This is a genomic window from Bacillus cereus group sp. RP43, assembly GCF_040459645.1.
Taxonomy (GTDB): Bacteria; Bacillota; Bacilli; order Bacillales; family Bacillaceae_G; genus Bacillus_A; species Bacillus_A mycoides_C.
The window spans coordinates 3,552,352-3,578,295 of the sequence record NZ_JARVHQ010000001.1 but is presented as its reverse complement, the minus strand read 5'-3'; the positions used below and the strand labels follow the sequence as shown (position 1 = coordinate 3,578,295).

Here is a 25,944-nt window from a genome sequence, read left to right as displayed (position 1 = left end):
TAGTAGTACTGGTTAGTTCCTTTTTAGTATCCCATGTTCTATAAAGGCAGAAAAATTGAACGTTTCTAATGTAGTTGCGGCTGTGTATATTCATAGTTTTTTTCGTCTTTTTAGTTGTTTTTATATTTGGAAATATAGATAGATTTAATTGTTTTTTCTCATCTTTACTACTTGAAAATATAAGAGATAATGTCACTGGATTGTAGAGTAAGATTTCGTGATAGCGCAAACTTTTTCGGTGAAATTAAATTGGAAATACCATATAATATAATTAAACATATTTTATCGATATAATATTATGTTGTATTGCATTTTTTAATATTTTCTCAAAAAATTTTTCTATTATTTATAGACTTTTCATACCCTTTTGTATGTTAATTATTTGACAGATAATTTCGAAATGTTATAATATGGATATGTGGAAATTTCTATTTTCTTAAAAGACATGGGAGTCCGATGAGAATTGTGAAAGGATGAGGGGAGTGGCACAGATTATGTATCACCACACAGCAATCAATGTATTAAATCTTTTACAAAACATGTCAAATAATAAAACGAACGATAGGAAATTAGACGCGGAATTCAAAAAAATAGAGAAACAATTCCGAATAAAGTATGAAGAGCTAATTGATTTATATAATAGAATGGTATTATTTCAAATAGATATAGAAAAAAATGGCGGTATGCGAGTATATGAAAAATCAACGATTACATGGTTGAAGTCTGAACTAGAACTATTGTATGAAGTATATCAATTTTGCCAACGTCACGGTTTAAACATCGCAAATATTTCAAAATATGTTAGTAAAAATGAATTGAATCTTTTTCCGAAAACGGAAAGCCAATTACAAAATACGTATTATAAATTAAAAAAACAAGAAATCCCGTTTGAAAATATTGAGAAACAAAAACCGGGACGAAAACGTAAATATATACCTGAAACAGAGACAACTGCTGAGATAAAACAAGAAAGCAAGCAGGTAGTAAAAGAAGACGTTCGAAATGAAGAGAATGAAAAAAGCCTCGTAACAGTTATATCCGGTATCGTGGATAACTTTGAAACAATTAGTCAATGTAGTGACAAGAAAGAACACGAATTGCATCAGTTCATGGAGGGAATCTATAAGCTTTCCAGTATGGCAGCAGAGCGTTCAAAAGATGAAAAGAATGCACGTGGTCTTGAAGGTGAATTACATTCATTACGAGCTGAAAATGAAAGATTAAAACGAGAGAAGGCAGAACTCGTCCATGATATTAAAGAAATGACGCATCATTTAATTCATTTCATTACGAGTTCTGATATCGATCAAATTCGTACATTACCTTACTTTGTAAAAGAATGCAAACAAGATCTACATAAGCTAGGGTTATATAACGCTCAAGACGGAAAAATGAAAATTATGGTTGACCGTAGTGGACAAGTTATGACCGTAACACAATAAAAAAATTGGGTACAAAACAAAAGGGAGATACATAGTGTATATGTATTTCCCTTTTGTTTTGTATGGAATCATTTCGGGCAGAGGAAAAGTTATAATTAATTTTAGTAAATCAAAAATTTGTACAAAAGGAAGGAGTTAGGTCTTACTTTATAGTATTGTGGTCCGAAAAATACTGGGAATATGCGTATTGTCACTGTGAAAGGGCTTAATACATAATGATTTTAAAGATAAACCGACTCTTCCTCAATATTTAACTGATTTAATTGAGGTGAATAAGTTGTATAATCGTACAGTTGTTATTACATTTCATTTTAATACGGAGAATTGAAGAGTAAAGTAGGATTCCAAAGCATAGCCAAAAAGGTGGCTGTTATAAGTTATTTGCCTACCAAAATAATCAATATTTGTTTAAAATATAAGATTACTATTTTATTATACTGAGTAATTATTCACATTATATAATAATTACTTACTACATAATTAACATGGTTATCTTACAAAAATGTAAGGTTTTTTTAATTGACACTCGTACATATAAGTAACTATACTGGTTACACGACGTTGGTTAATATATTTAATAGTCTCTATCTATAAGTGTATGTCTCAGGATTCTTTTCGGAATAATAGTTCGATTTGTATTTATTATATTTAATATAGGGATAATGCGGATTTGATCTATTCTTTATTCTAAGTCGTATTATTTAAAGATTAACTATAAATGATATATTTACCAAGTTGTAATAATTTTTTAGAGGTGTTACATTTTGAAATACAAATTAATTGCTACAGGAATTCTTGCTGGAAGTCTACTATCCTATTCATCTAGTGCATTTGCAAATACTCATAAATTCCCAGATGTTCCTGCATGGGCTGACAAATCAGTTAATTATTTAGTTGATAAAAAAGTATTGAGTGGTTATCCAGATGGAACTTTTGGTTCAAGTGATACATTAGATAGGGCTTCTGCAGCAACCATTATGACAAAAGTTCTAGGTATACAAGTTGATACAAATGCAAAACCTTCTTTTACAGATTCTCAAAATCATTGGGCAACCCCTTATATTGCTGCTGCTGAAAAAGCAGGAATAATTAAAGGTGAAGGAAATGGAATATTTAATCCTTCTGGAAAAGTTACTCGTGCTGCAATGGCAACAATGTTAGTAAATGCATATAAGTTACAAGATAGAACAAATAGTAATGGGCAAAGTAACTTTGATGATTTAAAAGGACATTGGGGTGGAAAATTTGCCAATATTTTAATTGATTTAAAGATTTCTGTTGGTACTGATAATGGTTGGCAACCAAATAAATTCATAACACGTGCAGAGGCCGCACAACTTACTGCCAAAACAGATACCCTTCAATACAGTCCGAAAAACCCTTTAGAAAGTAAAACAATCATTATTGATCCTGGACATGGTGGTGCAGATCCCGGAAAGCCCACAAAAGGATTGCCTGAAAGTAAAATCGTATTAGACACTTCCTTACGCCTACAACAATTGCTTGAAAAACATACACCATTTACAGTTTTACTAACTCGTGAATCTGATACTAGACCTGGACATGACCAAAAAAGCTCTTTACAGGAACGTGTTAAATTTGCTAAGCAAAATGAGGGGGATATCTTTATAAGCATTCATGCAAATGCTTTTAATGGTAATGCAAAAGGGACAGAAACGTACTACTATAAATCTTCTGAATCCGAAAAAACAAATCCTCATGTGGAAGAAAGTCGTGTGTTAGCGGAAAAAATTCAAACACGTTTAGTAGAGGCTCTTCAAACACGTGATAGAGGCGTTAAACATGGAGATCTTCATGTTATAAGAGAAAACGACATGCCAGCTGTGTTAACGGAACTGGCTTTTATAGATAATGGTATCGATTACAGTAAACTATCTACGGCAAATGGCAGACAGATTGCAGCAGAAGCCATTTATGAAGGGATTTTAGATTATTATGAATGGAAAGGAAATAATGTATCTGAATATAGATTGTAATAGGTAAAAGAAAGTTTAGTAATTCTAGGAATATGAAATTTATAAATTGCTAAAGTATAGTTTTGTTATTTGTAATGTGTTTTAGTTTTATAGTGTATACTGGTGCCGACTTATTAATGATTATAAATAAGTCGGTGTTTTAATTAGCATCCTTAATGAATACTATAGAAAGTTATGAACAAAAAACGATAAATAGTTACTATTAGAAATGTTGTAGGTACTTTCATGTCTAAATAGTTTAGGATTTTTTTCTTTGTTTAACATCACAAAAAATAGATAGAGACATACATCTACATTCATTATGTTTACGTGAAATTTTAACTTGAAGATCGTTAAGCTTTATGATTCAGATGGGCAGTATATAATTAGTTCAAAGAAAACATTCTTTGAACTAATTAGCTATTAAATCTACTTGTTACATAAATAGTTCGTATAACAATAATTGATATTGTTAAGGACATAGCTGCAGATATTTTTTGTAATTCCTGTTATGAAATTTTTAAATATCTGCAGGTGTAATATAAGGGTGCTTTATTTTGAAAGAAATCTTTTGAAATGGTCATAATATGAATAATAATTAGAAACAAATTTTTTAAAAATGATGAAAGACTTAAGAAGGTGAATATATTGCTTAAACATTCACATTTGCAATTTATCTTATTAACAATAGCTCTAATATTCTATATAAGCTTTTGCTATATATTTTTATTTGTTTTTCCGAATCATTATTTCGTATCAGATTTTAATATCCGACTATCATCCTTAGTTGTTGAAACTACTGTATTTATCTCATTACTTTATTCTATATTATCCAGAAAAGTTAAGTTAGGAGTATTCTGGGTTTGCATTACTATTGCAATAGGGTGTTTCTTGATAGGGAATTTCATATCCGCTTTTCAAGTACTTAATGTAGAATTACCAATACAAAATTTTAATATCTCTGATGTGTTTTTGTTGTTTTTCTTATTCTTCTTTCTCTTTGCATTCTTTTATAAAATCATTATGGAATGTAACAAGTGGGAAAAGGCGTATTTACTTTGTGATTTATGTATTGTTGTTACTGCTATTTTTACATTAGAGTGGTACCTATTTAATAAACCTTCTGCAAATATCTTATTCTTATCAATTGGAGATGTTTTTCTTTCATTTATTTTTCCGATTATAGATTTATTGCTTCTTTTACTAGGAATTAGCCTGATCTTTCGACCAGCTATTTTTAATGCGAAAAGTAAATTATTTATTTTTATTCTCGTATTAACTGGATTGGCTATTACGGACTACTTGTATTTTTACTTACAAGATGATTTGTCAGATCGTTCACTTATATTATTAAGGTGTTTGTATAGAGTTTTCCTATTATTAATTGCTATTGCTGCTGCTATACCGAAGAATGCTTCTTCTAGAAGAAATTATTTTATTATTGATCCGACATTCGGAAAGAAACTTCTTGTCATATTTCCTTATCTTGCAGTTGCAGTCTTAATTGGTTTTACTCTTAAAGAGCAAACTTCCTCGGCTACACTTATTACTGGAAATTGTATTGCATTTGTATTTGTGCTGATTCGTCATACTATCGTACGAATGCAAAACAGAGATTTAACTGAGATGTTAAAAGTGTTTAATAATCAATTAGAACAAAAAGTATCTCAAAGAACAGAAGATTTAATAAAAAAATCCAATGACTTGGTCAAAAATCAAGAGAGATTTAAGTCATTATATGAGTATCATCCAGATCCTATTTTAACGATTAATTCAAATGGTACTGTGTTAAATATAAACCAGGCTGGAAGTATGTTATTAGGAAAAAACAGTGATGAATTAATAGGTAAAGAGTGCTTCTCGATTTTTTTAGACGAAGATAGATTTGAATTGGAAGCAGCTCTACAGGAAGGGAAACGATGCAGTTCGGCTTCGTTACAATTACGTGTGCAAAATAATAATGAGAAGGACATTCATTTTTGGTACGTCACCATTGTTCCTATTATGATAGAAGGACAAACTTTTGGGAGTTATGTAATGGTAAAAGACATTACGAGAATGAAGAGACAACAAGATGAGATAAACTATCTAGCATTCCATGATACAGTGACGGAGATTGGAAATCGAATATTCTTCCAACAAGAATTAGAAAAATCCATTGAGCGTGCACGAAAAACGCAGGATGAATTTGGACTCTTGTATATAGATTTAAATCGTTTTAAGACTATTAATGATACACTGGGACATTCAATTGGTGACAGTGTTTTAAAAGAAGTTGCTAAGCGTTTTAGGACATGTCTGTTACCGGCTATTCCTCTAGCGAGAATAGGGGGAGATGAGTTTGCAATCATAGTCCATAACCATACAGAGCAACAGCTATTGGATTTGTGTGAAACTCTATTTCGTATAACTGAAGAAGCATTTGTAGTTAATCAACATAGTTTTTATTTATCTCTTAGTATAGGAATAGCGGTGTATCCGTTTGGAGGAATAAATACTACTACACTTTTACAACATGCTGATATTGCTATGTATAGTGCAAAGGAAAAAGGTAATAATGCTGTTTGCATGTATGACGAGACATTATCAAAAAAAATAACAAGACGATTACGATTAGAACAGGATTTACCGAAGGCATTAGAAAATAATGAGTTGTTTTTATTATATCAACCACAAGTTGACAGTAAGACTGGTATGGTTATTGGTGCAGAGGCTTTAATTCGTTGGCAACATCCAGAACTGGGACTTATTTCTCCTTTTGACTTTATACCTATCGCGGAAGAAACGTCGCAAATTATTCCAATTGGGAAATGGACGTTACAGGAAGCGTGTCGACAACTGAAAAAGTGGCATTCTGCAGGCTATGCAAATCTAAAAATGGGGATAAATTTATCAGCTATAGAGTTTGAACAGAAAGATTTTGTTCAAGCAATCATATCTACTATAGAAGAAGTAGGGGTACCTGCTAGTTCGATTGATTTAGAATTAACAGAGAGAATAGCAATGGTAGATGAAAAAGAAACCTTATCGAAGTTAAAAGCATTAAAATCATATGGTGTACATTTATCAATTGACGATTTTGGCACAGGGTATTCTTCATTAGCATATCTCCCTTTGTATCCAATTGATACCTTAAAAATTCCAAGAGAATTTGTTAATAGGATCGGAAATTCTACTGATGGAAATGAAATTATTCATACCATTATTTCACTAGCGCATACTTTAAACATGAAAGTGATCGCAGAAGGGGTGGAAACGAAGGAACAATTAACAGTGTTACAACGTAATGCATGTTATCTAATTCAGGGCTATTACTACAGTAAACCTGTAAGTGAAGATGAATTCATCAAGTTTTTAAGCACAATGTCGCGTCACCTTTTCTAAGAAAACCACAATCTAGATTTGTTTTTTGTTGAAATTATAACAAATAGAGGACAGCAAAGTAACCGTTCAAATGTTTTATCCATAAGTTTTAGCATTTAATTTCGCTTAATAGGAAATTCTATTGAGCAAAGACCTTATCTGATTTTAGTTTTAGAAAGGAGAGAAGCGGATGGATTCAATATGGCTAGAATATGCCTGGGCATTACTAATTTTAATCGGATTAGAAGGATTGTTATCGGCTGATAATGCCCTTGTACTAGCAGTTATAGCCAAGCATTTACCTGAAGAAGAGAAAAAAAGAGCTATAAATTACGGAATCATTATGGCCTTTGTTTTTCGATTCGCAGCCCTATTTGCCATTTCATTTATTGCAAATGTTTGGCAAATACAGGCGATAGGAGCAGCTTATCTTCTTTACTTAGGATTAAAGCATGTCATTCAGGCACAATTTGGAAAAAACAATCAAAATATTCGCGAGGAAAATGAAAAGGAAGCGGCAGGTAAAAGCTACTGGTTCACAGTAGGAAAGATTGCATTAGCTGACCTTGCTTTCGCAATTGATTCAATATTAGCTGCGGTCGCTCTTGCCCTCGGTCTTCCAGATTCACCGCTAGAAGATTTCGGTGGTATGGATGGAGGACAGTTCATAGTTGTACTTCTTGGAGGGATCGCCGGACTTATTTTAATTAAATTTGCAGCAACTTGGTTTGTACAATTACTTGAGAAACGTCCGGCACTGGAAACAACAGCATATGCAATTGTTGCTTGGGTCGGCGTCAAACTTGCTGTAATTACACTTGCCCACGAGGATATTGGTATTTTAGACCATGATTTCCCGCACAGTACAACTTGGACTTTAATCTTCTACGGAGTATTAGTTGCTATTGCACTAATTGGTTGGTTTGCACCGGGAAGTAAGTCATCTCAGAATAATCCTGAAAGGTAGTAAAAAGGTCAGAGCATTATGTGCTGTGACCTTTTTATCATTTTGATATTGTGTATTTTTGGATTTAACGCTATAATTACAGTGTTAAAGATGGAATCGTGATATGACCTGTTATGAATCTATCATTTTATTTATGAATAAATGGACTGGTATTTTAGCAAGATGTGCTAATAAACTACTCCACCATGATGATAACGTGCCAAAAATGTGGTGCGTATATTTTCGTGGTGGAGTTTTTTTTATTCTCAAAAAGGGGGAGTAACCATGAATGACAGCATGGTTCATATTACAATTGACGGCAAAGAGTATAATGCTGAGCCTGGTTCAACTATACTGGGCATTATTAATGAGAACGAAATTGAACATCCACAAATTTGTTACGTGCCGGAAGTGGATCCTATTCAAACGTGTGATACTTGTATTGTAGAAGTGAATGGAAAGCTAGTGCGATCGTGTTCTACAGTAGTGACGGACGGTATGAGTATCGAGTTGTCCTCTATTAGTGCGAAGGCAGCACAACATGAGGCGATGGACCGTTTACTAGAAAATCATTTACTTTACTGTACGGTATGTGACAACAATAACGGGAATTGTAAATTGCATAATACGGCAGAATTAATGGAAATTGAGCATCAAAAATATCCTTACGAGCCAAAAGTTGATGCAAGCGAAGTTGATATGTCTCATCCATTTTATCGCTATGACCCGAATCAATGTATCGCGTGTGGTCAATGTGTAGAAGTGTGTCAAAACTTACAAGTAAATGAAACGTTATCTATTGATTGGGAGGCAGAGCGTCCTCGTGTTATTTGGGATGAAGGAGTAGATATTAACGATTCTTCATGTGTAAGCTGCGGTCAATGTGTAACAATTTGTCCTTGTAATGCATTAATGGAGAAATCGATGCTCGGTGAGGCTGGATTTATGACAGGGTTAAAACCGGATATTCTGGAACCTATGGTTGATCTTATTAAAGAGGTCGAACCTGGATATAGCGGTATTTTCGCTGTGTCAGAAGTAGAAGCTGCGATGCGCGATACTCGTACGAAGAAGACGAAAACAGTTTGTACGTTTTGTGGTGTAGGTTGTTCATTTGAAGTATGGACGAAAGGGCGCAAAATTTTAAAGGTACAACCAACCTCTGAGGCACCAGTTAATGCAATTTCTACTTGTGTAAAAGGAAAATTCGGTTGGGATTTCGTTAATTCTGAAAAACGACTTACGAAACCTTTAATTCGTAAAAATGGAGTGTTCGTTGAATCAACTTGGGAAGAAGCGCTTAATGTAGTGGCAAATAAATTGAGCTCTATTAAAGAAGAGTACGGTAAAGGCTCTATCGGCTTTATTTCTTCTTCTAAAATTACGAATGAAGATAATTATGTTATTCAAAAATTAGCGCGTCAAGTGTTCGAAACGAATAACGTTGATAACTGCTCACGTTATTGTCAATCACCAGCGACAGATGGATTGTTCCGTACAATTGGTATGGGCGGAGATGCAGGGACGATTAAAGATATCGCGCAATCGGGTCTTGTTATTATCGTCGGTTGTAATCCAACAGAAGGTCACCCGGTATTAGCGACTCGTGTGAAACGTGCGCATAAACTTCACGGTCAAAAACTAATTGTTGCAGATCTTCGTAAAACTGAAATGGCAGAGCGTTCAGATATCTTTGTTAGTCCAAAGCAAGGAACGGACCAAGTATGGTTAATGGCTGTTACGAAATATATGATTGATCAAGGTTGGCACGATCAGCAGTTCATCGATGAAAATGTAAACTTCTTTGATGATTTCAAAGGTAGTCTCGCGGAATATACGCTTGAATACGCAGAAGAGATTACAGGCATTTCAAAAGAAACGCTCGTTACAATGGCAGAAATGATTCGTGATGCAGATGGTACGTGTATTCTTTGGGGAATGGGGGTAACGCAAAATACCGGTGGTTCAGATACTTCCGCTGCAATTTCAAACTTACTACTTGCAACAGGAAACTATCGCCGTCCAGGTGCTGGTGCATATCCGCTTCGAGGTCATAATAACGTACAAGGTGCTTGTGATATGGGAACACTTCCAGGCTGGCTTCCAGGATATCAGCACGTTACTGACGATGTAGAACGTGCGAAATTTGAAATAGCTTACGGAGTAAAAATTGATAACAAACCAGGTCTTAATAACATTGAAATGCTTCACGCAATTGATAAAGGGAAAATGAAAGCTATGTACCTTGTTGGAGAGGATATGGCTCTTGTAGACTCTAACGCAAATCACGTACATGAAGTGTTATCAAGTCTTGAATTCTTTGTCGTTCAAGATGTGTTCCTTTCTAAAACAGCTCAATACGCTGATGTCGTATTACCAGCAGCGCCATCTCTTGAAAAAGAAGGTACTTTTACAAATACAGAGCGTCGTGTACAAAGGTTATATCAAGTACTTCCAACATTAGGAGATGCGAAACCAGACTGGTGGATCGTGCAAGCAATTGCCAATAAGTTAGGTGCGAACTGGAACTATAATCATCCAAGTGAAATCTTTGCTGAAATGGCGAGTTTATCACCACTATTCGCACACGCAAACTATGAAGTGCTTGAAGGGTGGAACAGTTTCCACTGGGGAAGTTTTGATGGAACGAATACGCCGCTTCTATTCAAAGATGGATTTAATTTCCCGGACAAAAAGGCTCGTTTTGCGATAGCTGATTGGGTACGTCCTGCTGAATTTCCAGCAGAATACGATCTTCACATTAATAACGGTCGTATGCTTGAGCATTTCCATGAAGGGAACATGACAAATAAATCAACTGGTATTCAATCGAAAGTACCAGGTGTTTTCGTTGAAGTTTCTCCAGAGTTAGCAAGGGAACGCGGGGTGAAAACTGGTTCGTTAGTACGCCTTGTTTCTCCATTCGGAGCACTTAAATTACGTGCACTTGTAACGGATCGTGTAAAAGCGAATGAGCTGTATTTACCGATGAACTCGACAGATAATGAAACGGCAATTAATTTCTTAACAGGTCCTGCGGTTGATCAACGTACGAATACGCCTGCATATAAACAAACGAAAGTGCGTATGGAAGTGTTAGAAGTAGAAGGAGAGAATCCGATGCCAAAAACGAACCCGCGTAATAAAAAGCGTCACCCTCAAAACGGCATTGAGGTAAATCGCAAGTGGGCTCGTCCAGGATACGTACATTTAACGGATAAAGTGAAACTTTAATCAGTGGGGGGGTGTTCATCCCCCACTGATTATTAGTTGAACCAATCGGGCTTTTACGGGCAGTTGATCCCCCACCTAACTTCTTTGCTTTCGCTGAATTTTGAGGTAGGGGTCTTACTGCCCGTTAAAGCGGGATAAATAGGGAGGAGAAAAGAGTATGGCAGCACCTATTCAAGCGATCCAGAAGCAGGAGCTAACTGAGGAAGAACTCAAACAACAAAAACTCGAAGATTTAAAAGAACTTTTAGCGAATAATGAAGATGCTTTAAATCAAATGTTTAATATAGTAGGTGAACTAAATGACATCGGGATGCTAGAAGCTGCAAATTCTATGCTGAAAGCGAAAGAACCAATCGCAAAAATTGTTCTAGGCCAAGTCACTCGTGAACCAGTTACAAATTTAATTAACAATATGATGGGCGCTGCAGGAGCTTTAACAGAACTTGATCCGGAACTTACGAAAAAGCTTATAGGTAGTGTATTAACAGGTATGGATGAAGGAAATCAGCATTTGCAAAGTAATAAAAAAGTAGGAATATTAGACCTTATGAAAGTACTGAAGGATCCAGATATTAATCGTGCTATCGGATTTGGTCTTCATTTCTTAAAAGGCATGGGTAAAGGGTTAAAAGAAGAATAAATAAGCAACGATAATAGTATTTCATATGTTGTTTGCGCACTTGAGATAATTGAAAAAGATGATCCATTTCGTCTCATTATTAAATAGTTGGACGAAATGGTCATTTTGATAAAATGGTTATGATGGAATAATATTTGAAAAGTAAATATTGATTAGCTGGGAAGGAATGAGAGTATGTCAAAAATGGTACATGAATTTAATGATATGATACGAAAGCTTCGAAAGGATTTATTCGGAAAAGGGCCGGAACGAATTCATACTGTATTTGCTGAAAATATGGCGATTGCTACACTTTATGGGAATTTGACACCTACAGAGAAATTCATTTCGGGAACTATGGAGGGCGCGGAAATGGTTCATATGGCTCGAACGAAAATGATTCAAGAAGTGTATGCTGCTAATTCTCGTGAACATTTAGAAGAACTTGTTGGGGCGAAATTAGTTCATCTGTTTTCTGATATGAAAGTAGATGAAGATATTGCAGTTTCGGTGTTTGTCTTTGATAAAAATATAACGTGAGAGAAGGATACTCATCGTGAAATCGATTCAGGTGGAACGGGAAATCTTCAAATATGAGCAAGGGGAATTTAAACATATAGAGGACAGCATTGTAACAGAGTTTCCTGTTACGGTTAAAATTAACGGCCAGGAATTTGTTACAATGGTTAGTACTCCAGAGTATATTGAAGACATGGTAATTGGCTTTTTAGCCTCTGAAGGCATTATCCGAAAGTATGAAGATATTGATGAAATATGGGTGCAAGAAAAAGAAGGCTATGTCCATGTAAAAACGACGAAAATCAATCCTTATTATCGTGACATGCAAAACAAACGTTATATTACTTCGTGCTGTGGAATGAGTAGGCAAGGGTTTGTTTTCGCAAACGATGCGCTGACTGCGAAAGAAATGAATGATATTCGCGTGAAAATCTCTGCCGAGGATTGTTTTCGGTTAATGAATGATATGCAGCAATCTGCGTCTACGTTTCAACATACAGGCGGCGTTCATAATGCAGCTTTATGTGATGTGAGTGGAATTGTTTTAAGCCGCATGGATATAGGAAGACATAACGCTTTAGATAAAATTTACGGCTATTGCTTAAAAAATAACATTTCGATTGGTGATAAAATTATTGTTTTTAGTGGACGTATCTCTTCTGAAATTCTATTAAAAGTTGCGAAAATTGGCTGTGAAGTAATATTGTCAAAATCAGCTCCAACTGAGTTAGCATTAGAGCTAGCAGAGCAGTTAGGGATTACTACAATAGGCTTCATTCGCAATAAATCTTTAAATGTATATACGCATCCAGAGCGGATTGTAAATATAAATAAGTAGAAACGAGGCAATAAATATGAAATCTGTTACATTAGACAAATTGGATCGTCCTTTAAAGGATTTACGTATTTCTGTTACCGATCGTTGTAATTTTCGCTGTCGATATTGTATGCCGGAGGAAATATTTGGTCGTGATTATTCTTTTTTGTCTAATGATAAAATTTTATCTTTTGATGAAATTGAAAGGATTACACGTATTTTCGTTTCTTTAGGTGTAAGAAAGTTACGCATTACTGGGGGAGAGCCTTTACTTCGAAAAGATTTACCTGAACTCATACAGCGGTTAAACGAAATTGACGGAGTAGAGGATATCGGTTTAACGACAAATGGATCATTACTTAAAAAATTTGCTCCGGATTTATATAAGGCGGGTTTATCTCGTGTGACAGTTAGTTTAGACTCGTTAAATGAAGAACGTTTCTCTTATTTAAATGGGAATAGAAGTAAAGTAAAAACGGTTCTTGCAGGAATACAGGCTGCAGCGGAAGCTGGAATGAAAATTAAAATGAACATGGTTGTTCAAAAAGGGAAAAATGAACAAGACATCGTTCAGATGGCAGAGTACTTTAAAGAGAATAAGCATATCCTTCGGTTCATTGAATATATGGATGTCGGAAATTTTAACGGCTGGGAATTAGGCGAAGTAGTTTCTAAGCAAGAAATACTAAAGATGATTAATGAAGTTATGCCGCTTGAACGTATTGAAGCGAACTATCCTGGTGAAGTTGCGACCCGTTATCGCTATATGGGTAGTGAGGAAGAAATAGGAATTATTTCATCTGTAACAGATTCGTTCTGTTCATCATGTACAAGAGCGCGTATTTCAGCAGAAGGAAAATTGTATACATGTTTGTTTGCTTCTAAAGGAAACGATCTTAAAGAATTACTTCGCTCTGGATATACGGATGAGGAAATTACTGATATTATTCGTGACATTTGGAATAATCGTTCAGATCGCTATTCAGATGAACGGTTAAGCAATACGAATAAAAAAACAATGCCGAAAATTGAAATGTCGCATATCGGTGGCTGAGAAACTACTACGAATGTAGATTCTCTTTGTTAAAGTAAATAGTGGGAAATGTGCAAGTTTTGTACACTTTCTATGCGTATAGTAAAAATGATGATTGATATTTCTGTAAGAGACATGCAGAGAAATTAAGCAGCATTCAAAAATCCTTAATTTTTTAAGGTTTTTTGAAGCTGCTTTTTTTAATTGAGAAAAATGGAGGAATTGGTTATGGCATTTCATAAACCGGAACAAATCGCGGCGCTTGTGATTGAATCCGGTGTTCAAAAGGTAAGGCAACCGCTATCCGCAATGCTTATTCTTGGTTTTTTAGGAGGAGCATTCATTTCGTTAGGATTTTTACTTAATATTCGGGTTCTAGGTAATGTACCAGAGCAATGGGGAAGTTTAGTCAATTTTATAGGAGGAGCGGTTTTTCCTATTGGACTTATGCTAGTTGTTTTAGCAGGAGGAGAATTAATTACGGGAAATATGATGTCAATGTCCATGGCACTTTATGCACGTAAAATTTCATTGAAACATGTGTTAAACAATTGGGCTTGGATTACTTTAACTAACTTTGTAGGTGCACTTTTCGTAGCGTATTGTTTCGGTCATCTTGGCGGGCTAACTGAGGGTGCGTATTTAAATAAGACGATAGCGATAGCTCAAGATAAGTTACATGAATCTTTCGGGAGAACGTTAATTTTAGCAATTGGTTGTAACTGGCTCGTTTGCCTTGCAATTTGGTTAGCATATGGAACGAATGATTTAATTGGGAAGATTGTTGGAATATGGATTCCGATTATGGCATTTGTCGTCATTGGATTTCAGCAAGTAGTAGCAAATATGTTTGTCATTTCAGCCGTGATTTTTGCGGGTCACCTTACGTGGATGGATCTTGCGAAAAACTTTGTGCCTGTCTTTATCGGAAATGTAATTGGCGGAGCGGGATTTGTTGGGTTCGCTTATTTTTCTTGTTACCAGAAACAAAGTGTTATCGAGAAAGATGTGTTGAAAAAATAATAGTATATGAAGTTGATTTTCAGATGAAAGGAAGGCTATTTCATGATAGAGCGGTATTCACGACAACAGTTGTTCACTCCTATTGGAAGTAAAGGTCAAGAGAAGATTAGAAATAAGCATGTGTTAATAGTCGGGGCAGGTGCATTAGGAAGTGCAAGTGCAGAGTCATTTGTACGTGCAGGTATCGGGAAATTAACGATTATTGATCGTGATTACGTAGAATGGAGTAATTTACAGCGGCAACAGCTTTATGCTGAACAAGATGCGATAGAAAAGTTACCAAAAGTAATAGCGGCACAGAATCGTCTCAAACAAATTAATTCAGAAGTACAAATTCAAGCGCTAGTAATGGATGCAAGAGTAGATAATATGGAGGCTTTATTAGGTGGTGTCGATGTCATTATTGATGCAACAGATAATTTCGATATTCGGTTCGTGATCAATGATATATCACAAAAACACAATATCCCTTGGATTTACGGTTCTTGTGTCGGAAGTTATGGCATGAGCTATACAATTATTCCGAAGAAAACACCGTGCTTACATTGCGTGTTGAAAAGTGTTCCTGTTACAGGGGCTACGTGTGACACAGTTGGAATTATTAGTCCAGCTGTTCAAATCGTCGCAGCGTACCAAGTGGCAGAAGCATTCAAAATTTTAGTAGAAGATTACGAAGCAATTAGAAAAACATTTTTAATGTTTGATATATGGAGTAATCAACATCATTCTATCAAACTAGGAAAAATCAAAACAGAAGACTGTCCTTCATGCGGAACAAATAGAACTTATCCTTATTTATCATACGAAAATCAAACGAAGACAGCTGTTTTATGCGGAAGAAATACAGTTCAAATTAGACCGGCGCATAATAATCATTACAATTTTGACGAGTTAGAAAAAGTATTAAAGAACCACGGAAAAGTTGATCGGAATCCGTATTTGCTCTCTTGCCAATTAGAAGATTATCGCATCGTCATTTTTCAAGATGGGCGTGTATTTATTCACGGAACGAATGAAATTCAAAAAGCAAAACAACTTTACTATCGGTTATTAGGGTAATAGAAAGGGATTGGTAATGATGGAAAGAAGAGTGCCAATTACAGTTGAAGAGGCTGTTCGTAAAGTGATGGAATTTGCTAATTGTGGTGTAAAAGAACTAGTACCACTTGAATTAGCGTACGGACGTACATTAGCAGCCGATTTAGTAGCTGATCACGATGTTCCTTCCTTCGATCGCTCACCATATGATGGATTTGCTATTAGGGCAAAAGATACTTTGCGAGCAAGTCGTGAAAATCCAATCGTATTTGAAGTAATCGGTGAAATTGGAGCAGGTTCCGTATTTCCTAAAGAAGTAGGAGCGTTTCAAGCAGTTCGAATTATGACAGGGGCACAAATTCCGAAAGGATGTAACGCGGTCGTCATGCTAGAACTGACTCGTCATCGTCAATATGAGAATATCGGAAAAAGCTATATGGAAGTGAGGCGCTCATTTAAAGAAGGGGACAATATTTCCTTTCAAGGTGAAGATGCGCGTAAAGGAACTGTTCTCGCAAAAAGAGGTTGTTACATTAATCCAGGTATTTCAGCTCTGCTTGCTACATTCGGTTATAGCGAAGTGCCAGTAGCGAAAAAGCCTATCATTGGACTATTAGCGACTGGGAGTGAGCTTCTCGATGTAAATGAAGAACTACAACCTGGGAAAATTCGAAATAGTAATACGTATATGATATCGTCTCAAATTCGAAGAGCAGGTGGAAGAGTAAAATACTTCGGGAAGTTTAGTGACGATTTTCATATGTGCTACGAAGCAGTGAAAAGAGCGTTAAGCGAAGTTGATATGTTAATTACAACTGGTGGCGTTTCGGTAGGAGATTACGATTATTTGCCAGCGATATACGGAAAATTAGGCGCATCAGTTCTTTTTAATAAAGTAGCCATGCGGCCGGGAAGCGTCACGACTGTAGCGCAATTAAACGGAAAATTATTATTCGGATTATCAGGTAATCCATCTGCTTGTTACGTAGGCTTTGAATTATTCGTAAAACCTAGCATTCGTGCGTATATGTTTAGTGAAACACCACATGTAAAGCGAGAAAAAGCAATACTCGGAGAAGATTTTCTAAAACCGAATCCATTTACAAGATTTGTACGAGCGAAGCTGAAGTATAACGAAGGACAACTAGTCGCTTATCCATCAGGGTTTGATAAATCTAGTTCCGTTTCTTCTTTAGCAGAATCAAACATTTTTATCGTACTACTAGGCGGTACGAGAGGATATAAGAAAGGGATGTTTGTAGACATTCTCTTATTAGAAGATAACGAAGGTAGTAAGTGGCCGTGGGCATTCCGTAAAGTAGGGAGGGATTTTGATGGGACAAGCTCGATTTGAAATTGTCGATACTTCGATTGTAGTGGAAGAAGTAACGAATAAAGTAGCAAGACGAGAAGCAGGGGCCATTACAACTTTTATTGGAACGGTAAGAGAATTAACGAAAGGAAAACGAACGTTACATCTTGAGTATGAAGCTTATAAACCGATGGCAGTAAAAAAGCTTACTGAAATCGGAGAAGAAATTAAGAAAAAATGGCCGGATGCAAAAATAGCAATCACGCACCGAGTAGGCCGACTAGAAATAATGGATATTGCCGTTGTCATTGCAGTATCTTCGCCGCATCGTAAAGTAGCGTACGATGCGAATGAATACGCAATTGAACGTATAAAGAGAATCGTCCCAATTTGGAAAAAAGAATTTTGGGAAGATGGAACGGAGTGGATTGGAGATCAACTTGAAAATACGCCCTATCCAGAAGGAAAACCAAAGAAAGAAGACTGAGAAAATGATTACAATTTTACTGTTCGCAAACTTACGAGAAGAAGTCGGTTCAGAGAAGTTAGTGATAATAGAAAAACGAGAGATGAATGTTCAACAATTAAAAAAATGGCTGGAAGATAAGTATCAATTACAGACGCTAGATAAAGTGATGGTTGCGATTAATGAAGAATTTGTAACGGACGAAGATATTGTAAAAGCTGGAGATACTGTTGCATTTATCCCGCCCGTAAGTGGGGGGTAATTCTTCTTATTTGAATACCGCATCTTTTATACATTAAGGAGGATCATTATGAGTGAATTTTCGCACTGGAACGAAGAAGGAAGAGCTAAAATGGTTGATATTTCTCAAAAGGATATTTCAACACGCACAGCTGTTGCGCAAAGTACAATTTCTTTATCAAATGAACTATTTGAAGCAATTCAAAGTGGTGGGTTGAAAAAAGGTGATCCGCTCCAAGTAGCACAAGTTGCTGGCATAATAGGTGCTAAAAAAACAGCGGATATAATCCCGATGTGCCACCCGATATTAATCCAAGGAACAGACTTTACGTTTCATTATGAAAAGAAAACTGATGGCTATGAATTAATCATACGAGCGACAGTAAAATGCAGTGGGAAAACAGGCGTGGAAATGGAAGCATTAACTGCTGTATCAATCGCCGCCCTTACTTTTTACGATATGTGTAAAGCTGTTGATAAAACGATGGTTATGAAAGAAACATATTTAGTACAAAAAACGGGTGGGAAAAGCGGAGATTTTTTTCACAAGGTAAAATAATTACAATGGAAGGAATGTGTATGATGATTACTCACGAACAGATTATGAACGCTTTAAGCCATGTAGAAGATCCAGAGTTACACAAAAGTATTGTGGAATTAAATATGGTAAGAAATATACAAATTGATGGTACAGAGGTTGGGCTAGAAGTAGTTTTAACAATTCAAGGTTGTCCGTTAAAGGCGAAAATTCAACAAGATATTGAAGACTCTCTTCGAAACATTGGAGCATCAAAAGTTTCTTTAACATTCGGTTCGATGACACCAGAAGAACGAGCGGCATTAACGGAGTCTTTAAAGAAAGAAGCTAGAACAGAAACAGGAATGCCTAGTATGCTTCGACATGATTCTGGTGTACGTTTTATTACTGTAACGAGCGGAAAGGGAGGGGTCGGAAAATCAACTGTGACAATTAACCTTGCTACTGCTTTAGCACGTATGGGGAAAAAGGTTGGGATTTTAGATGCAGATATATATGGGTTCAGTATTCCAGCTATGATGGAAACGAATGAAAAGCCAACAATGATCGATCAAACCGCAATTCCAGTCGTTAGTCATGGTGTTAAAATTATGTCGATGGGATTCTTTACAGATGGGAATAACCCAGTAATGTGGCGCGGACCGATGTTAAACAAATGGATTCAAAACTTCCTTGCGAACACGCACTGGGGAGAATTAGACTATCTTCTTCTAGATTTACCACCTGGAACAGGAGACGTTGCGATAGATGTCGCTGCAATGATTCCGCAAGCGAAGGAAATTATCGTTACAACGCCTCATAACGTAGCATCATTTGTCGCTTCTAGAGTAGGCGTAATGGCAAAACATACGAAACACGACATTTTAGGTATCATTGAAAACATGGCATATTACGAAGAACAAGATGGCTCAAGAAACTATCTTTTTGGAAAAGGTGGCGGCGAAATGTTAGCAGAACAACTGCAAACAGAAGTAATCGCTCAAATACCGTTTGCGAAGCGGGAAGAAAATAATGGTTCATGTGTATATGACGAAGATTCGTTTGTTGGGGAGATGTTTACTTCTTTAGCGGAGGATCTTATTTATAAAGGATAGATTGATAGAAAAGTGGGATACATAGCACGTATGTATCCCGCTTTTTATTTTATGTAGAGTTATTTCAATGGTTTTAAAGGTTATATTTAAGATTGTAATAACTTAGAGACCATTTGTGGAATTTGATTAGCCTGCGAAACCATACTAAGCGCAACTTCGGTTAATAATTTAAACTTTAAAAAATCACTCATCTCCTGCGCCATATCCGCATCTTCAATTCGAGAAGCAGCATCTGTTAACGCTGTACTTTGACTATTTAAATTTTCCATATTAAATTGCAGACGATTTATCATTGCACCCAGATCAGCACGGTGAAGTGATACATTTTGTAAAGCCTCTTCAATTTTACGAATCGCCACTCTTGCTTCTTGTTCTGCTGAAATCTTGATGTCATGTTGTGTAGGGGAAGGGGGAATATATTTCGTGATATCTACTGTATGACCGATATCATCTAATGTAATAGGACGGTTTTGTCCGTCAAATACAGATAAATCATTAAACTCAGTTGTCTCACCGATATAGCCAATTTGTTCTGTTAAAGATTGAAACTCTTTATTCAGCGCATCACGGTTTTTATTAGAATTTGTACCATTCGCAGATTGAACGGCTAAATCACGCATACGCTGCAAAATATTCGTAACCGTTTGAAGAGCAGCTTCCGCTGTACGAAGCATTGATATCGCATCCTCATTATTACGAATCGCAACGCGCATACCACTCGCTCTCGCATGCATACGAGTCACAATCGCAATATTAGCGGGATTACCAGAAGCATTATTTAGCTTCTTACCAGTTGCTAAACGCTCCATTGCAACATTCATACGTTTCTCATTCTCATACAACGACTGCCTAGCATTCAAGCTCAAAACATTCGTGCCAATACGCATAATAGACACTCCTTATTTATATATGGTCTTAATGCCCAAAAACGGTTATGAAAAGAAAAGGGACCTATGCTCATTTCATGTTTGTGTTTTAACATGGGAGGGGATAGAAATAGGCACTGACCGTTTCCACGCATCGCTGATGCTCTCTTCCACCTAAAAAAAGAAAGGTTTTACAAATAATTCATCTATATAGAAAAAATAAACCTCTCCGCAAGCAGAGAGGTTTATTTTTGAAACTAACTCAAATGGCTTATTGTAATAATTTAGAAACCATTTGTGGAGTTTGGTTTGCTTGAGAAAGCATGCTGATACCAGCTTCGTTCAAGATTTTGAACTTAGTCATTTCAGACATTTCTTTCGCCATGTCAGCGTCTTCGATTTGAGAAGCAGCTGAAGCCATGCTAGCAGATTGGCTCTTAAGGTTGTTTACGTTAAAGTCAAGACGGTTTAATGTAGCACCTAGAGTTGCACGGTTGTCAGCAACTGTTTTTAATGCAGCATCAATTTTACTTACCGCATCTAATGGAGTACCATTTGTAGCAGCGGCTTTAGCGGCATCTAATTTTACAACTAAGTCTTTAGAAGCTGGATCTTTTTCCATTGCTTCTTTAGTAGTATCTAATTTTTGTTTATTAGCTACATTACTTGTGTCTTTTTCATAAGCCATTTTAGCTTCAAGGTATGCTTCAGCTTTAGTGTTAGCCATAGCTAATCTTTTAGCATCATCATACGCGTTAACTAATCCTGTAGCTGTAGTATCAGCTGCTGATTTAGCTGTAGCCATAGTAAGTTCAGCTTTTTTACCATTTTCAGCCGCTTCTAGAGTGTCAAATTGTGCACCTAATTTTTTAGCAGCATCAACAGCATCCATATCAACTTTTTTATTAGCTTTATCAGCAGGTGCAGCTTCAATATAAGCTTTAACTAAAAGTGCCGCATCTTTCTCAGCACCTGGAGCGCCATTAGCTAATGTGTCGATTGATGTTTTAAAAGCAGCAGTATCAGCTTTAGCTTTGTCATAAGCTTCGCTTGCTTCAACAGTAGCTTTAGCAAGTGGATTAGCAGAAGCACCAATTGCTAATTCTTCGATTCCAAGAGATTTTAAAGAGGCAGATTTTAAATCAATACCAATTTGTTGGTTACCATCTGAAGAGTCTAATGTTTGAATTTTAATAGATGAATTAGACTGTAATAAGTTTTTATCATTAAATTGTGTGTTCTCTGAAATGTAAGTAATTTGCTTTTGTAGTTCTGCAAATTCTTTTTGCATTGCAGCTTGGTTATCAGATGTATTTGTACCGTTTGCAGATTGGTTAGCAAGGTCACGCATACGAAGTAAGATGTTAGATACAGAACCTAACGCTGAATCAGCTGTACGGATTAAAGAAATACCGTCTTGTGTGTTGTTAGCAGCTACGTTTAGACCGCTTTCACGTGAACGCATACGAGTTGCAATTGCAAGACCTGCTGCATCGTCAGAAGCGTTGTTGATACGTTTACCGCTTGATAAACGGTCCATAGCGTTACTCATTTTTGCTTGGTTTTGGCGCATGTACTCTTGAGTACGCATGCTATTAATGTTTGTATTAATTCTCATGTTAAGAACCCCCATTTTTTTATATTGACTTTTCGGCAAATCGAAAAACGGTAATATGCGAAAAAATCGATTTCGAGATTTATTGTAAGCCTTGCTATAATGGGTGTCAACTAAAAATTCGAATTAATAAATATAAAAAAATAACAGTTTAACAATATATTCATTTTTTTATTAAAATATTATTAAAAGGATTATTGCAAACTTTTTTAAAAAACTCTAATATTAGATTATCTTTGTTTACCGAAAAGGTGATATTATGGTAGTTGGAAATATAGTAAAAGAAGTTCTTGCATATAAAAAAGGACAAATTCAGCAAAAGTTAAGTAGTCCGCAGGCGTTCGTTAGTAGTCGTTTTCAAGATCAATTGCAGAGTGAACCTGCGAAGGAGACGAAAGTTGCTAAAGAGCCGGTAAAAATAGAAGATATGAGTCAGCCGGTACAATCTACGAAAATAGAAACGGTTGTTAATAAACCGGAAGAACCTATTAATAAAGTAGAGGAAGCGGCTAAGCCTGGGGAGAAATCTGAAACGAAGAAAGTAGATGAAGTGCAAGTTGCACAAAAAGAGTTTGAGCGACGTTTCTCAGAAACGAAAAATGAGCCTACTGATACGTGGGGATTAACGAATAAATATAATATTCAGAAAATACGTTCTTCAAATAAAGGTAAGTATGAGGATATTATTGATCGCGTAAGTAATACATATGGAATTCCGAAAACGTTAATTCAAAAAATGATTGAAGTAGAGTCTAATTTTAATCCGAAAACGGTGTCACATGCAGGGGCGATGGGGCTTATGCAACTTATGCCAGCGAATGTGAAAGAGATGGGTATAAAAAATCCATTTTCACCAGCTGAAAGTATTGAAGGCGGCGTGAAAGAGTTAAGTGGTTATTTAAAGAAAAATAACGGTGATCTCGTATTGGCGCTTGCTTCTTATAATGCTGGTCCTGGTAATGTGAGAAAGTACGGAGGCGTACCACCATTTAAAGAAACGCAAGGATATATTAAAAAAATATTAAATATCGACGTTTCGAAATAGAAAATTTCATTATATAAATAGAGAACATGAAATTTTTGTGAACATGATATGGGAGTTGGCTAGATTTGAAATTACAAGATGATATTCCGTTAACAATTTATTTTGAAATCGGAAATACGAAAAAGAAAATTGAAGATCTGCTTCATATTACGAAAGGTACATTGTATCGTCTTGAAAATTCAACGAAAAATACGGTGCGTCTTATGCTTGAGAATGAAGAGATTGGAACCGGAAAGATTTTGACGAAGAATGGGAAAATGTACGTTGAAATCGTTGAATTGAAAAGGTAGGGAAGGGGATTGTCATGAGTGGCGAAAAATTAAGCCAAGAGCAAATTGATGCCCTGCTGAAGGCGGTGAATGAAGGCGAGGAAATGCCAGCTTTCGCACAAGAAGCAGGGAAGCAAGATAAATTTCAAGAGTATGATTTTAATAGACCAGAGAAGTTTGGTGTTGAACATTTACGTAGTTTGCAGGCGATTGCGTCTACATTTGGAAAGCAGACGTCACAGACGTTGTCAGCTCGTATGCGTATTCCAATTGAACTAGAGCCTTCAACGGTTGAGCAAGTTCCATTTACGAGTGAGTATGTGGAGAAAATGCCGAAAGATTATTATTTATATTGCGTGATTGATCTCGGTTTACCAGAGCTTGGAGAAATTGTTATTGAGATTGATTTAGCATTTGTTATTTATATTCATGAATGCTGGCTTGGTGGAGATAGTAAGCGTAACTTTATGATGCGCAGACCGCTGACCGCGTTTGAGTTTTTAACGCTTGATAATATATTCTTGCTACTTTGTAAAAATTTAGAGCAATCATTTGAAAGCGTTGTTGCGATTGAACCGAAGTTTGTAACGACGGAGACAGATCCGAATGCGCTTAAGATTACGACGGCAAGCGATATTATTTCATTACTGAATGTAAATATGAAAACAGAGTTTTGGAATACGACAGTTCGTATCGGTATTCCGTTCTTATCTGTTGAAGAAATTATGGATAAGTTAACGTCTGAAAATATTGTAGAACATTCTTCGGATAAGCGTAAAAAGTATACGTCTGAAGTAGAAGTGAAAGTAAATCAAGTGTATAAACCTGTCCACGTTGCGATTGGTGAGCAGAAGATGACAATGGGCGAGATTGAGCAAATTGAAGAAGGCGATATTATTCCGCTTCATACAAAGGTTTCAGACCAACTACGTGGTTATGTAGATGGAAAGCATAAATTTAATTGTTTTATCGGGAAAGATGGAACGCGTAAGGCGCTCCTATTTAAAAGTTTTATAGAGTAGGAGGATCCATATGAAGCATGAAGTATCTCCTGTGTCATTAATGGGATTAGAAGAATTTGCAGGGAAACGAAATGAAGCGGGGAAGGCACATATTGATACCGTTTCAGATATTTCGATTGAACTTGGAGTAAAGCTTGGGAAGTCATCTATTACGCTTGGTGATGTGAAGCAGTTAAAGGTTGGCGATGTTCTTGAAGTAGAGAAAAATTTAGGACATAAAGTAGATGTATATTTAAGTGATATGAAAGTCGGTATTGGTGAGGCAATAGTAATGGACGAGAAGTTTGGCATTATTATTTCTGAAATTGAAGCTGACAAGAAACACGCGGCGCTTATGAAGGCACAAAAGCAAAATCAAATGCAGGATAAAGAGTAGAGGAGGAGTCATATGTCGTATATGACGACCTTATTTCAAGTCGTTTTACTGTTTGGTGCGCTCGGCTATGGTGCGTATTATATGACGAAAAAGACGCGCAAACAGCAGTTTTTTAAGCAAGGTGAAAATGGACACATTCAAGTGAAAGACGGTGTTTATTTAAATCATCAAACGAGCGCCTTTTTATTTGAAGTGGACGGGAAGCAAGTGTTTACTGTTATTAGTAATAACGGTGTGCAATCAGTACAATTAACAGGAACAGGAAATCAGTTTCAACAAGCGTTAGAAGACGCGGTGAAGAGTGAAACGAAAAAAGTAGAGGATCCATCATGAGAATAAAGAAACAGTTATCGTTATTTGCCGTTATTTTCGCATTTTCTATTATTTTTTCATTTGTTTTTGTAAATCCAGCGTATGCAGCCCCGAACGGCTTTATTAATTTCGAAAATGGAAAAGAGTTTACGAGTAATTCAAGTGTACAACTATTCGCGCTCGTTACCCTTCTATCATTATCTTCTTCTATCGTTCTTTTATTTACGCATTTTACTTATTTTATGATTGTTCTTGGGATTACTCGTCAAGGGCTTGGGGTTATGAATTTACCACCGAACCAAGTGCTTGTTGGACTCGCATTATTTTTATCGCTGTTTACAATGCAGCCAGTGCTTGGTCAATTAAAGAGTGATGTGTGGGACCCGATGACGAAAGAAAAAATAACAGTAAGTCAAGCTGCGGAGACGACAGCTCCGATTATGAAAGATTATATGTCGAAGCATACGTATAAGCATGATTTGAAAATGATGCTTAAAGTGCGTGGAGAAGAGTTGCCGAAAGATTTAAAGGATCTTTCATTGTTTACGCTTGTACCATCCTTCACGTTAACGCAAATTCAAAAAGGATTATTAACGGGGATGTTCATTTATTTAGCGTTTGTATTTATAGATTTGATTATTAGTACACTTTTAATGTACCTCGGGATGATGATGGTACCGCCGATGATTTTAAGTTTACCGTTTAAAATACTCGTTTTCGTATATTTAGGTGGATATACAAAAATCGTCGATATTATGTTTAAGACGGTCGCCTGAAGC

Annotated in this window: 24 protein-coding genes and 1 pseudogene; 23 read left to right on the top strand and 2 right to left on the bottom strand. The window is 36.1% G+C overall.

Annotated features, from left to right (window positions below):
- The first annotated feature begins 494 nt into the window (after window positions 1-494).
- The 17 genes and pseudogenes from QCI75_RS18615 to QCI75_RS18535 all read left to right on the top strand — a co-directional run bounded on the left by QCI75_RS18615 (window position 495) and on the right by QCI75_RS18535 (window position 19,660).
- Window positions 495-1,442: a DNA-binding domain-containing protein gene (locus QCI75_RS18615; protein ID WP_353761559.1), complete on the top strand. Its 948-nt coding sequence runs from the start codon at window positions 495-497 to the stop codon at window positions 1,440-1,442.
- 95 nt (window positions 1,443-1,537) lie between these two features.
- Window positions 1,538-1,752, top strand: a pseudogene (locus QCI75_RS18610) (Ger(x)C family spore germination protein); the annotation flags it as partial.
- 454 nt (window positions 1,753-2,206) lie between these two features.
- Complete coding sequence (locus QCI75_RS18605) at window positions 2,207-3,439, top strand: N-acetylmuramoyl-L-alanine amidase (protein ID WP_353760999.1); 1,233 nt, start codon at window positions 2,207-2,209, stop codon at window positions 3,437-3,439.
- Between the two features lie 627 nt (window positions 3,440-4,066).
- Window positions 4,067-6,802, top strand: a complete 2,736-nt coding sequence (locus QCI75_RS18600) for a sensor domain-containing protein (protein WP_353760998.1) — start codon at window positions 4,067-4,069, stop codon at window positions 6,800-6,802.
- Window positions 6,803-6,971: 169 nt separating this feature from the next.
- Entirely contained in the window at window positions 6,972-7,748 is a 777-nt protein-coding gene (locus tag QCI75_RS18595; RefSeq protein WP_144505741.1) for a TerC family protein, read from the top strand.
- 264 nt (window positions 7,749-8,012) lie between these two features.
- Window positions 8,013-10,961 carry a formate dehydrogenase subunit alpha gene (gene fdhF, locus QCI75_RS18590; protein ID WP_353760997.1) on the top strand — a complete coding sequence of 983 codons (2,949 nt, stop codon included), beginning with the start codon at window positions 8,013-8,015 and terminating at the stop codon, window positions 10,959-10,961.
- A gap of 157 nt (window positions 10,962-11,118) precedes the next feature.
- A complete protein-coding gene (locus tag QCI75_RS18585; RefSeq protein WP_144505739.1) occupies window positions 11,119-11,601 on the top strand; it encodes a helical membrane plugin domain-containing protein in 483 nt (160 codons plus the stop codon).
- Between the two features lie 174 nt (window positions 11,602-11,775).
- A complete protein-coding gene (locus tag QCI75_RS18580) occupies window positions 11,776-12,120 on the top strand; it encodes a Na-translocating system protein MpsC family protein (RefSeq protein WP_002064644.1) in 345 nt (114 codons plus the stop codon).
- 16 nt (window positions 12,121-12,136) lie between these two features.
- Complete coding sequence (gene fdhD, locus QCI75_RS18575) at window positions 12,137-12,937, top strand: formate dehydrogenase accessory sulfurtransferase FdhD (RefSeq protein ID WP_353760996.1); 801 nt, start codon at window positions 12,137-12,139, stop codon at window positions 12,935-12,937.
- Between the two features lie 16 nt (window positions 12,938-12,953).
- Window positions 12,954-13,970, top strand: a complete 1,017-nt coding sequence (moaA, locus tag QCI75_RS18570; protein WP_353760995.1) for a GTP 3',8-cyclase MoaA — start codon at window positions 12,954-12,956, stop codon at window positions 13,968-13,970.
- A gap of 207 nt (window positions 13,971-14,177) precedes the next feature.
- The gene (locus tag QCI75_RS18565; RefSeq protein WP_063217900.1) at window positions 14,178-14,972 is read left to right on the top strand and encodes a formate channel; all 795 of its coding nucleotides are present in this window, start codon (window positions 14,178-14,180) and stop codon (window positions 14,970-14,972) included.
- 42 nt (window positions 14,973-15,014) lie between these two features.
- Window positions 15,015-16,031, top strand: a complete 1,017-nt coding sequence (locus QCI75_RS18560; protein ID WP_353760994.1) for a molybdopterin-synthase adenylyltransferase MoeB — start codon at window positions 15,015-15,017, stop codon at window positions 16,029-16,031.
- A 19-nt stretch (window positions 16,032-16,050) separates the two neighbouring features.
- The gene (locus QCI75_RS18555) at window positions 16,051-17,364 is read left to right on the top strand and encodes a molybdopterin molybdotransferase MoeA (protein WP_353761558.1); all 1,314 of its coding nucleotides are present in this window, start codon (window positions 16,051-16,053) and stop codon (window positions 17,362-17,364) included.
- Window positions 17,345-17,809 carry a molybdenum cofactor biosynthesis protein MoaE gene (locus QCI75_RS18550; RefSeq protein ID WP_353760993.1) on the top strand — a complete coding sequence of 155 codons (465 nt, stop codon included), beginning with the start codon at window positions 17,345-17,347 and terminating at the stop codon, window positions 17,807-17,809. The genes QCI75_RS18555 and QCI75_RS18550 overlap by 20 nt, the downstream gene beginning before the upstream one ends.
- Before the next feature lie 4 nt (window positions 17,810-17,813).
- Window positions 17,814-18,050, top strand: coding sequence for a molybdopterin converting factor subunit 1 (gene moaD / locus QCI75_RS18545; protein ID WP_063217897.1), 237 nt, complete (start codon window positions 17,814-17,816; stop codon window positions 18,048-18,050).
- A gap of 48 nt (window positions 18,051-18,098) precedes the next feature.
- On the top strand, window positions 18,099-18,587 hold the full coding sequence (moaC, locus tag QCI75_RS18540; RefSeq protein WP_025150807.1) for a cyclic pyranopterin monophosphate synthase MoaC: 489 nt from the start codon (window positions 18,099-18,101) through the stop codon (window positions 18,585-18,587).
- Window positions 18,588-18,607: 20 nt separating this feature from the next.
- A complete protein-coding gene (locus QCI75_RS18535) occupies window positions 18,608-19,660 on the top strand; it encodes a P-loop NTPase (protein ID WP_353760992.1) in 1,053 nt (350 codons plus the stop codon).
- Between the two features lie 86 nt (window positions 19,661-19,746).
- Here QCI75_RS18535 and QCI75_RS18530 read toward each other — a convergent pair whose 3' ends face one another.
- Together QCI75_RS18530 and QCI75_RS18525 are read right to left on the bottom strand one after the other, a co-directional pair.
- Window positions 19,747-20,547, bottom strand: a complete 801-nt coding sequence (locus tag QCI75_RS18530) for a flagellin N-terminal helical domain-containing protein (RefSeq protein ID WP_353760991.1) — start codon at window positions 20,545-20,547, stop codon at window positions 19,747-19,749.
- Between the two features lie 250 nt (window positions 20,548-20,797).
- On the bottom strand, window positions 20,798-22,144 hold the full coding sequence (locus QCI75_RS18525) for a flagellin N-terminal helical domain-containing protein (protein ID WP_353760990.1): 1,347 nt from the start codon (window positions 22,142-22,144) through the stop codon (window positions 20,798-20,800).
- A 256-nt stretch (window positions 22,145-22,400) separates the two neighbouring features.
- Here QCI75_RS18525 and QCI75_RS18520 point away from each other — a divergent pair, with 256 nt between their 5' ends.
- The 6 genes from QCI75_RS18520 to QCI75_RS18495 all read left to right on the top strand — a co-directional run bounded on the left by QCI75_RS18520 (window position 22,401) and on the right by QCI75_RS18495 (window position 25,941).
- Window positions 22,401-23,186, top strand: a complete 786-nt coding sequence (locus tag QCI75_RS18520; protein WP_353760989.1) for a transglycosylase SLT domain-containing protein — start codon at window positions 22,401-22,403, stop codon at window positions 23,184-23,186.
- 65 nt (window positions 23,187-23,251) lie between these two features.
- Window positions 23,252-23,476 (top strand): flagellar motor switch protein FliN, encoded by a 225-nt coding sequence (locus QCI75_RS18515; RefSeq protein WP_000775712.1) that lies wholly within the window; start codon window positions 23,252-23,254, stop codon window positions 23,474-23,476.
- A gap of 14 nt (window positions 23,477-23,490) precedes the next feature.
- Window positions 23,491-24,477 (top strand): flagellar motor switch protein FliM, encoded by a 987-nt coding sequence (fliM, locus tag QCI75_RS18510; protein ID WP_353760988.1) that lies wholly within the window; start codon window positions 23,491-23,493, stop codon window positions 24,475-24,477.
- Window positions 24,478-24,487: 10 nt separating this feature from the next.
- Window positions 24,488-24,853: a flagellar motor switch protein FliN gene (gene fliN / locus QCI75_RS18505; protein ID WP_353760987.1), complete on the top strand. Its 366-nt coding sequence runs from the start codon at window positions 24,488-24,490 to the stop codon at window positions 24,851-24,853.
- Window positions 24,854-24,865: 12 nt separating this feature from the next.
- Window positions 24,866-25,186, top strand: a complete 321-nt coding sequence (locus QCI75_RS18500) for a hypothetical protein (RefSeq protein WP_000121176.1) — start codon at window positions 24,866-24,868, stop codon at window positions 25,184-25,186.
- Entirely contained in the window at window positions 25,183-25,941 is a 759-nt protein-coding gene (locus QCI75_RS18495; RefSeq protein WP_002126633.1) for a flagellar type III secretion system pore protein FliP, read from the top strand. Before QCI75_RS18500 ends, QCI75_RS18495 begins: the two co-directional genes overlap by 4 nt.
- Window positions 25,942-25,944: the final 3 nt, after the last annotated feature.

Coding starts and splice junctions, on each gene's coding strand:
- QCI75_RS18615 (WP_353761559.1), top strand. CDS start 495: ATGTATCACCACACAGCAATCAATGTATTAAATCTTTTACAAAACATG.
- QCI75_RS18595 (WP_144505741.1), top strand. CDS start 6,972: ATGGATTCAATATGGCTAGAATATGCCTGGGCATTACTAATTTTAATC.
- fdhF (WP_353760997.1), top strand. CDS start 8,013: ATGAATGACAGCATGGTTCATATTACAATTGACGGCAAAGAGTATAAT.
- QCI75_RS18585 (WP_144505739.1), top strand. CDS start 11,119: ATGGCAGCACCTATTCAAGCGATCCAGAAGCAGGAGCTAACTGAGGAA.
- QCI75_RS18580 (WP_002064644.1), top strand. CDS start 11,776: ATGTCAAAAATGGTACATGAATTTAATGATATGATACGAAAGCTTCGA.
- moaA (WP_353760995.1), top strand. CDS start 12,954: ATGAAATCTGTTACATTAGACAAATTGGATCGTCCTTTAAAGGATTTA.
- QCI75_RS18565 (WP_063217900.1), top strand. CDS start 14,178: ATGGCATTTCATAAACCGGAACAAATCGCGGCGCTTGTGATTGAATCC.
- QCI75_RS18560 (WP_353760994.1), top strand. CDS start 15,015: ATGATAGAGCGGTATTCACGACAACAGTTGTTCACTCCTATTGGAAGT.
- QCI75_RS18555 (WP_353761558.1), top strand. CDS start 16,051: ATGGAAAGAAGAGTGCCAATTACAGTTGAAGAGGCTGTTCGTAAAGTG.
- QCI75_RS18550 (WP_353760993.1), top strand. CDS start 17,345: ATGGGACAAGCTCGATTTGAAATTGTCGATACTTCGATTGTAGTGGAA.
- moaD (WP_063217897.1), top strand. CDS start 17,814: ATGATTACAATTTTACTGTTCGCAAACTTACGAGAAGAAGTCGGTTCA.
- moaC (WP_025150807.1), top strand. CDS start 18,099: ATGAGTGAATTTTCGCACTGGAACGAAGAAGGAAGAGCTAAAATGGTT.
- QCI75_RS18535 (WP_353760992.1), top strand. CDS start 18,608: ATGATGATTACTCACGAACAGATTATGAACGCTTTAAGCCATGTAGAA.
- QCI75_RS18530 (WP_353760991.1), bottom strand. CDS start 20,547: ATGCGTATTGGCACGAATGTTTTGAGCTTGAATGCTAGGCAGTCGTTG.
- QCI75_RS18525 (WP_353760990.1), bottom strand. CDS start 22,144: ATGAGAATTAATACAAACATTAATAGCATGCGTACTCAAGAGTACATG.
- QCI75_RS18520 (WP_353760989.1), top strand. CDS start 22,401: ATGGTAGTTGGAAATATAGTAAAAGAAGTTCTTGCATATAAAAAAGGA.
- fliM (WP_353760988.1), top strand. CDS start 23,491: ATGAGTGGCGAAAAATTAAGCCAAGAGCAAATTGATGCCCTGCTGAAG.
- fliN (WP_353760987.1), top strand. CDS start 24,488: ATGAAGCATGAAGTATCTCCTGTGTCATTAATGGGATTAGAAGAATTT.
- QCI75_RS18500 (WP_000121176.1), top strand. CDS start 24,866: ATGTCGTATATGACGACCTTATTTCAAGTCGTTTTACTGTTTGGTGCG.
- QCI75_RS18495 (WP_002126633.1), top strand. CDS start 25,183: ATGAGAATAAAGAAACAGTTATCGTTATTTGCCGTTATTTTCGCATTT.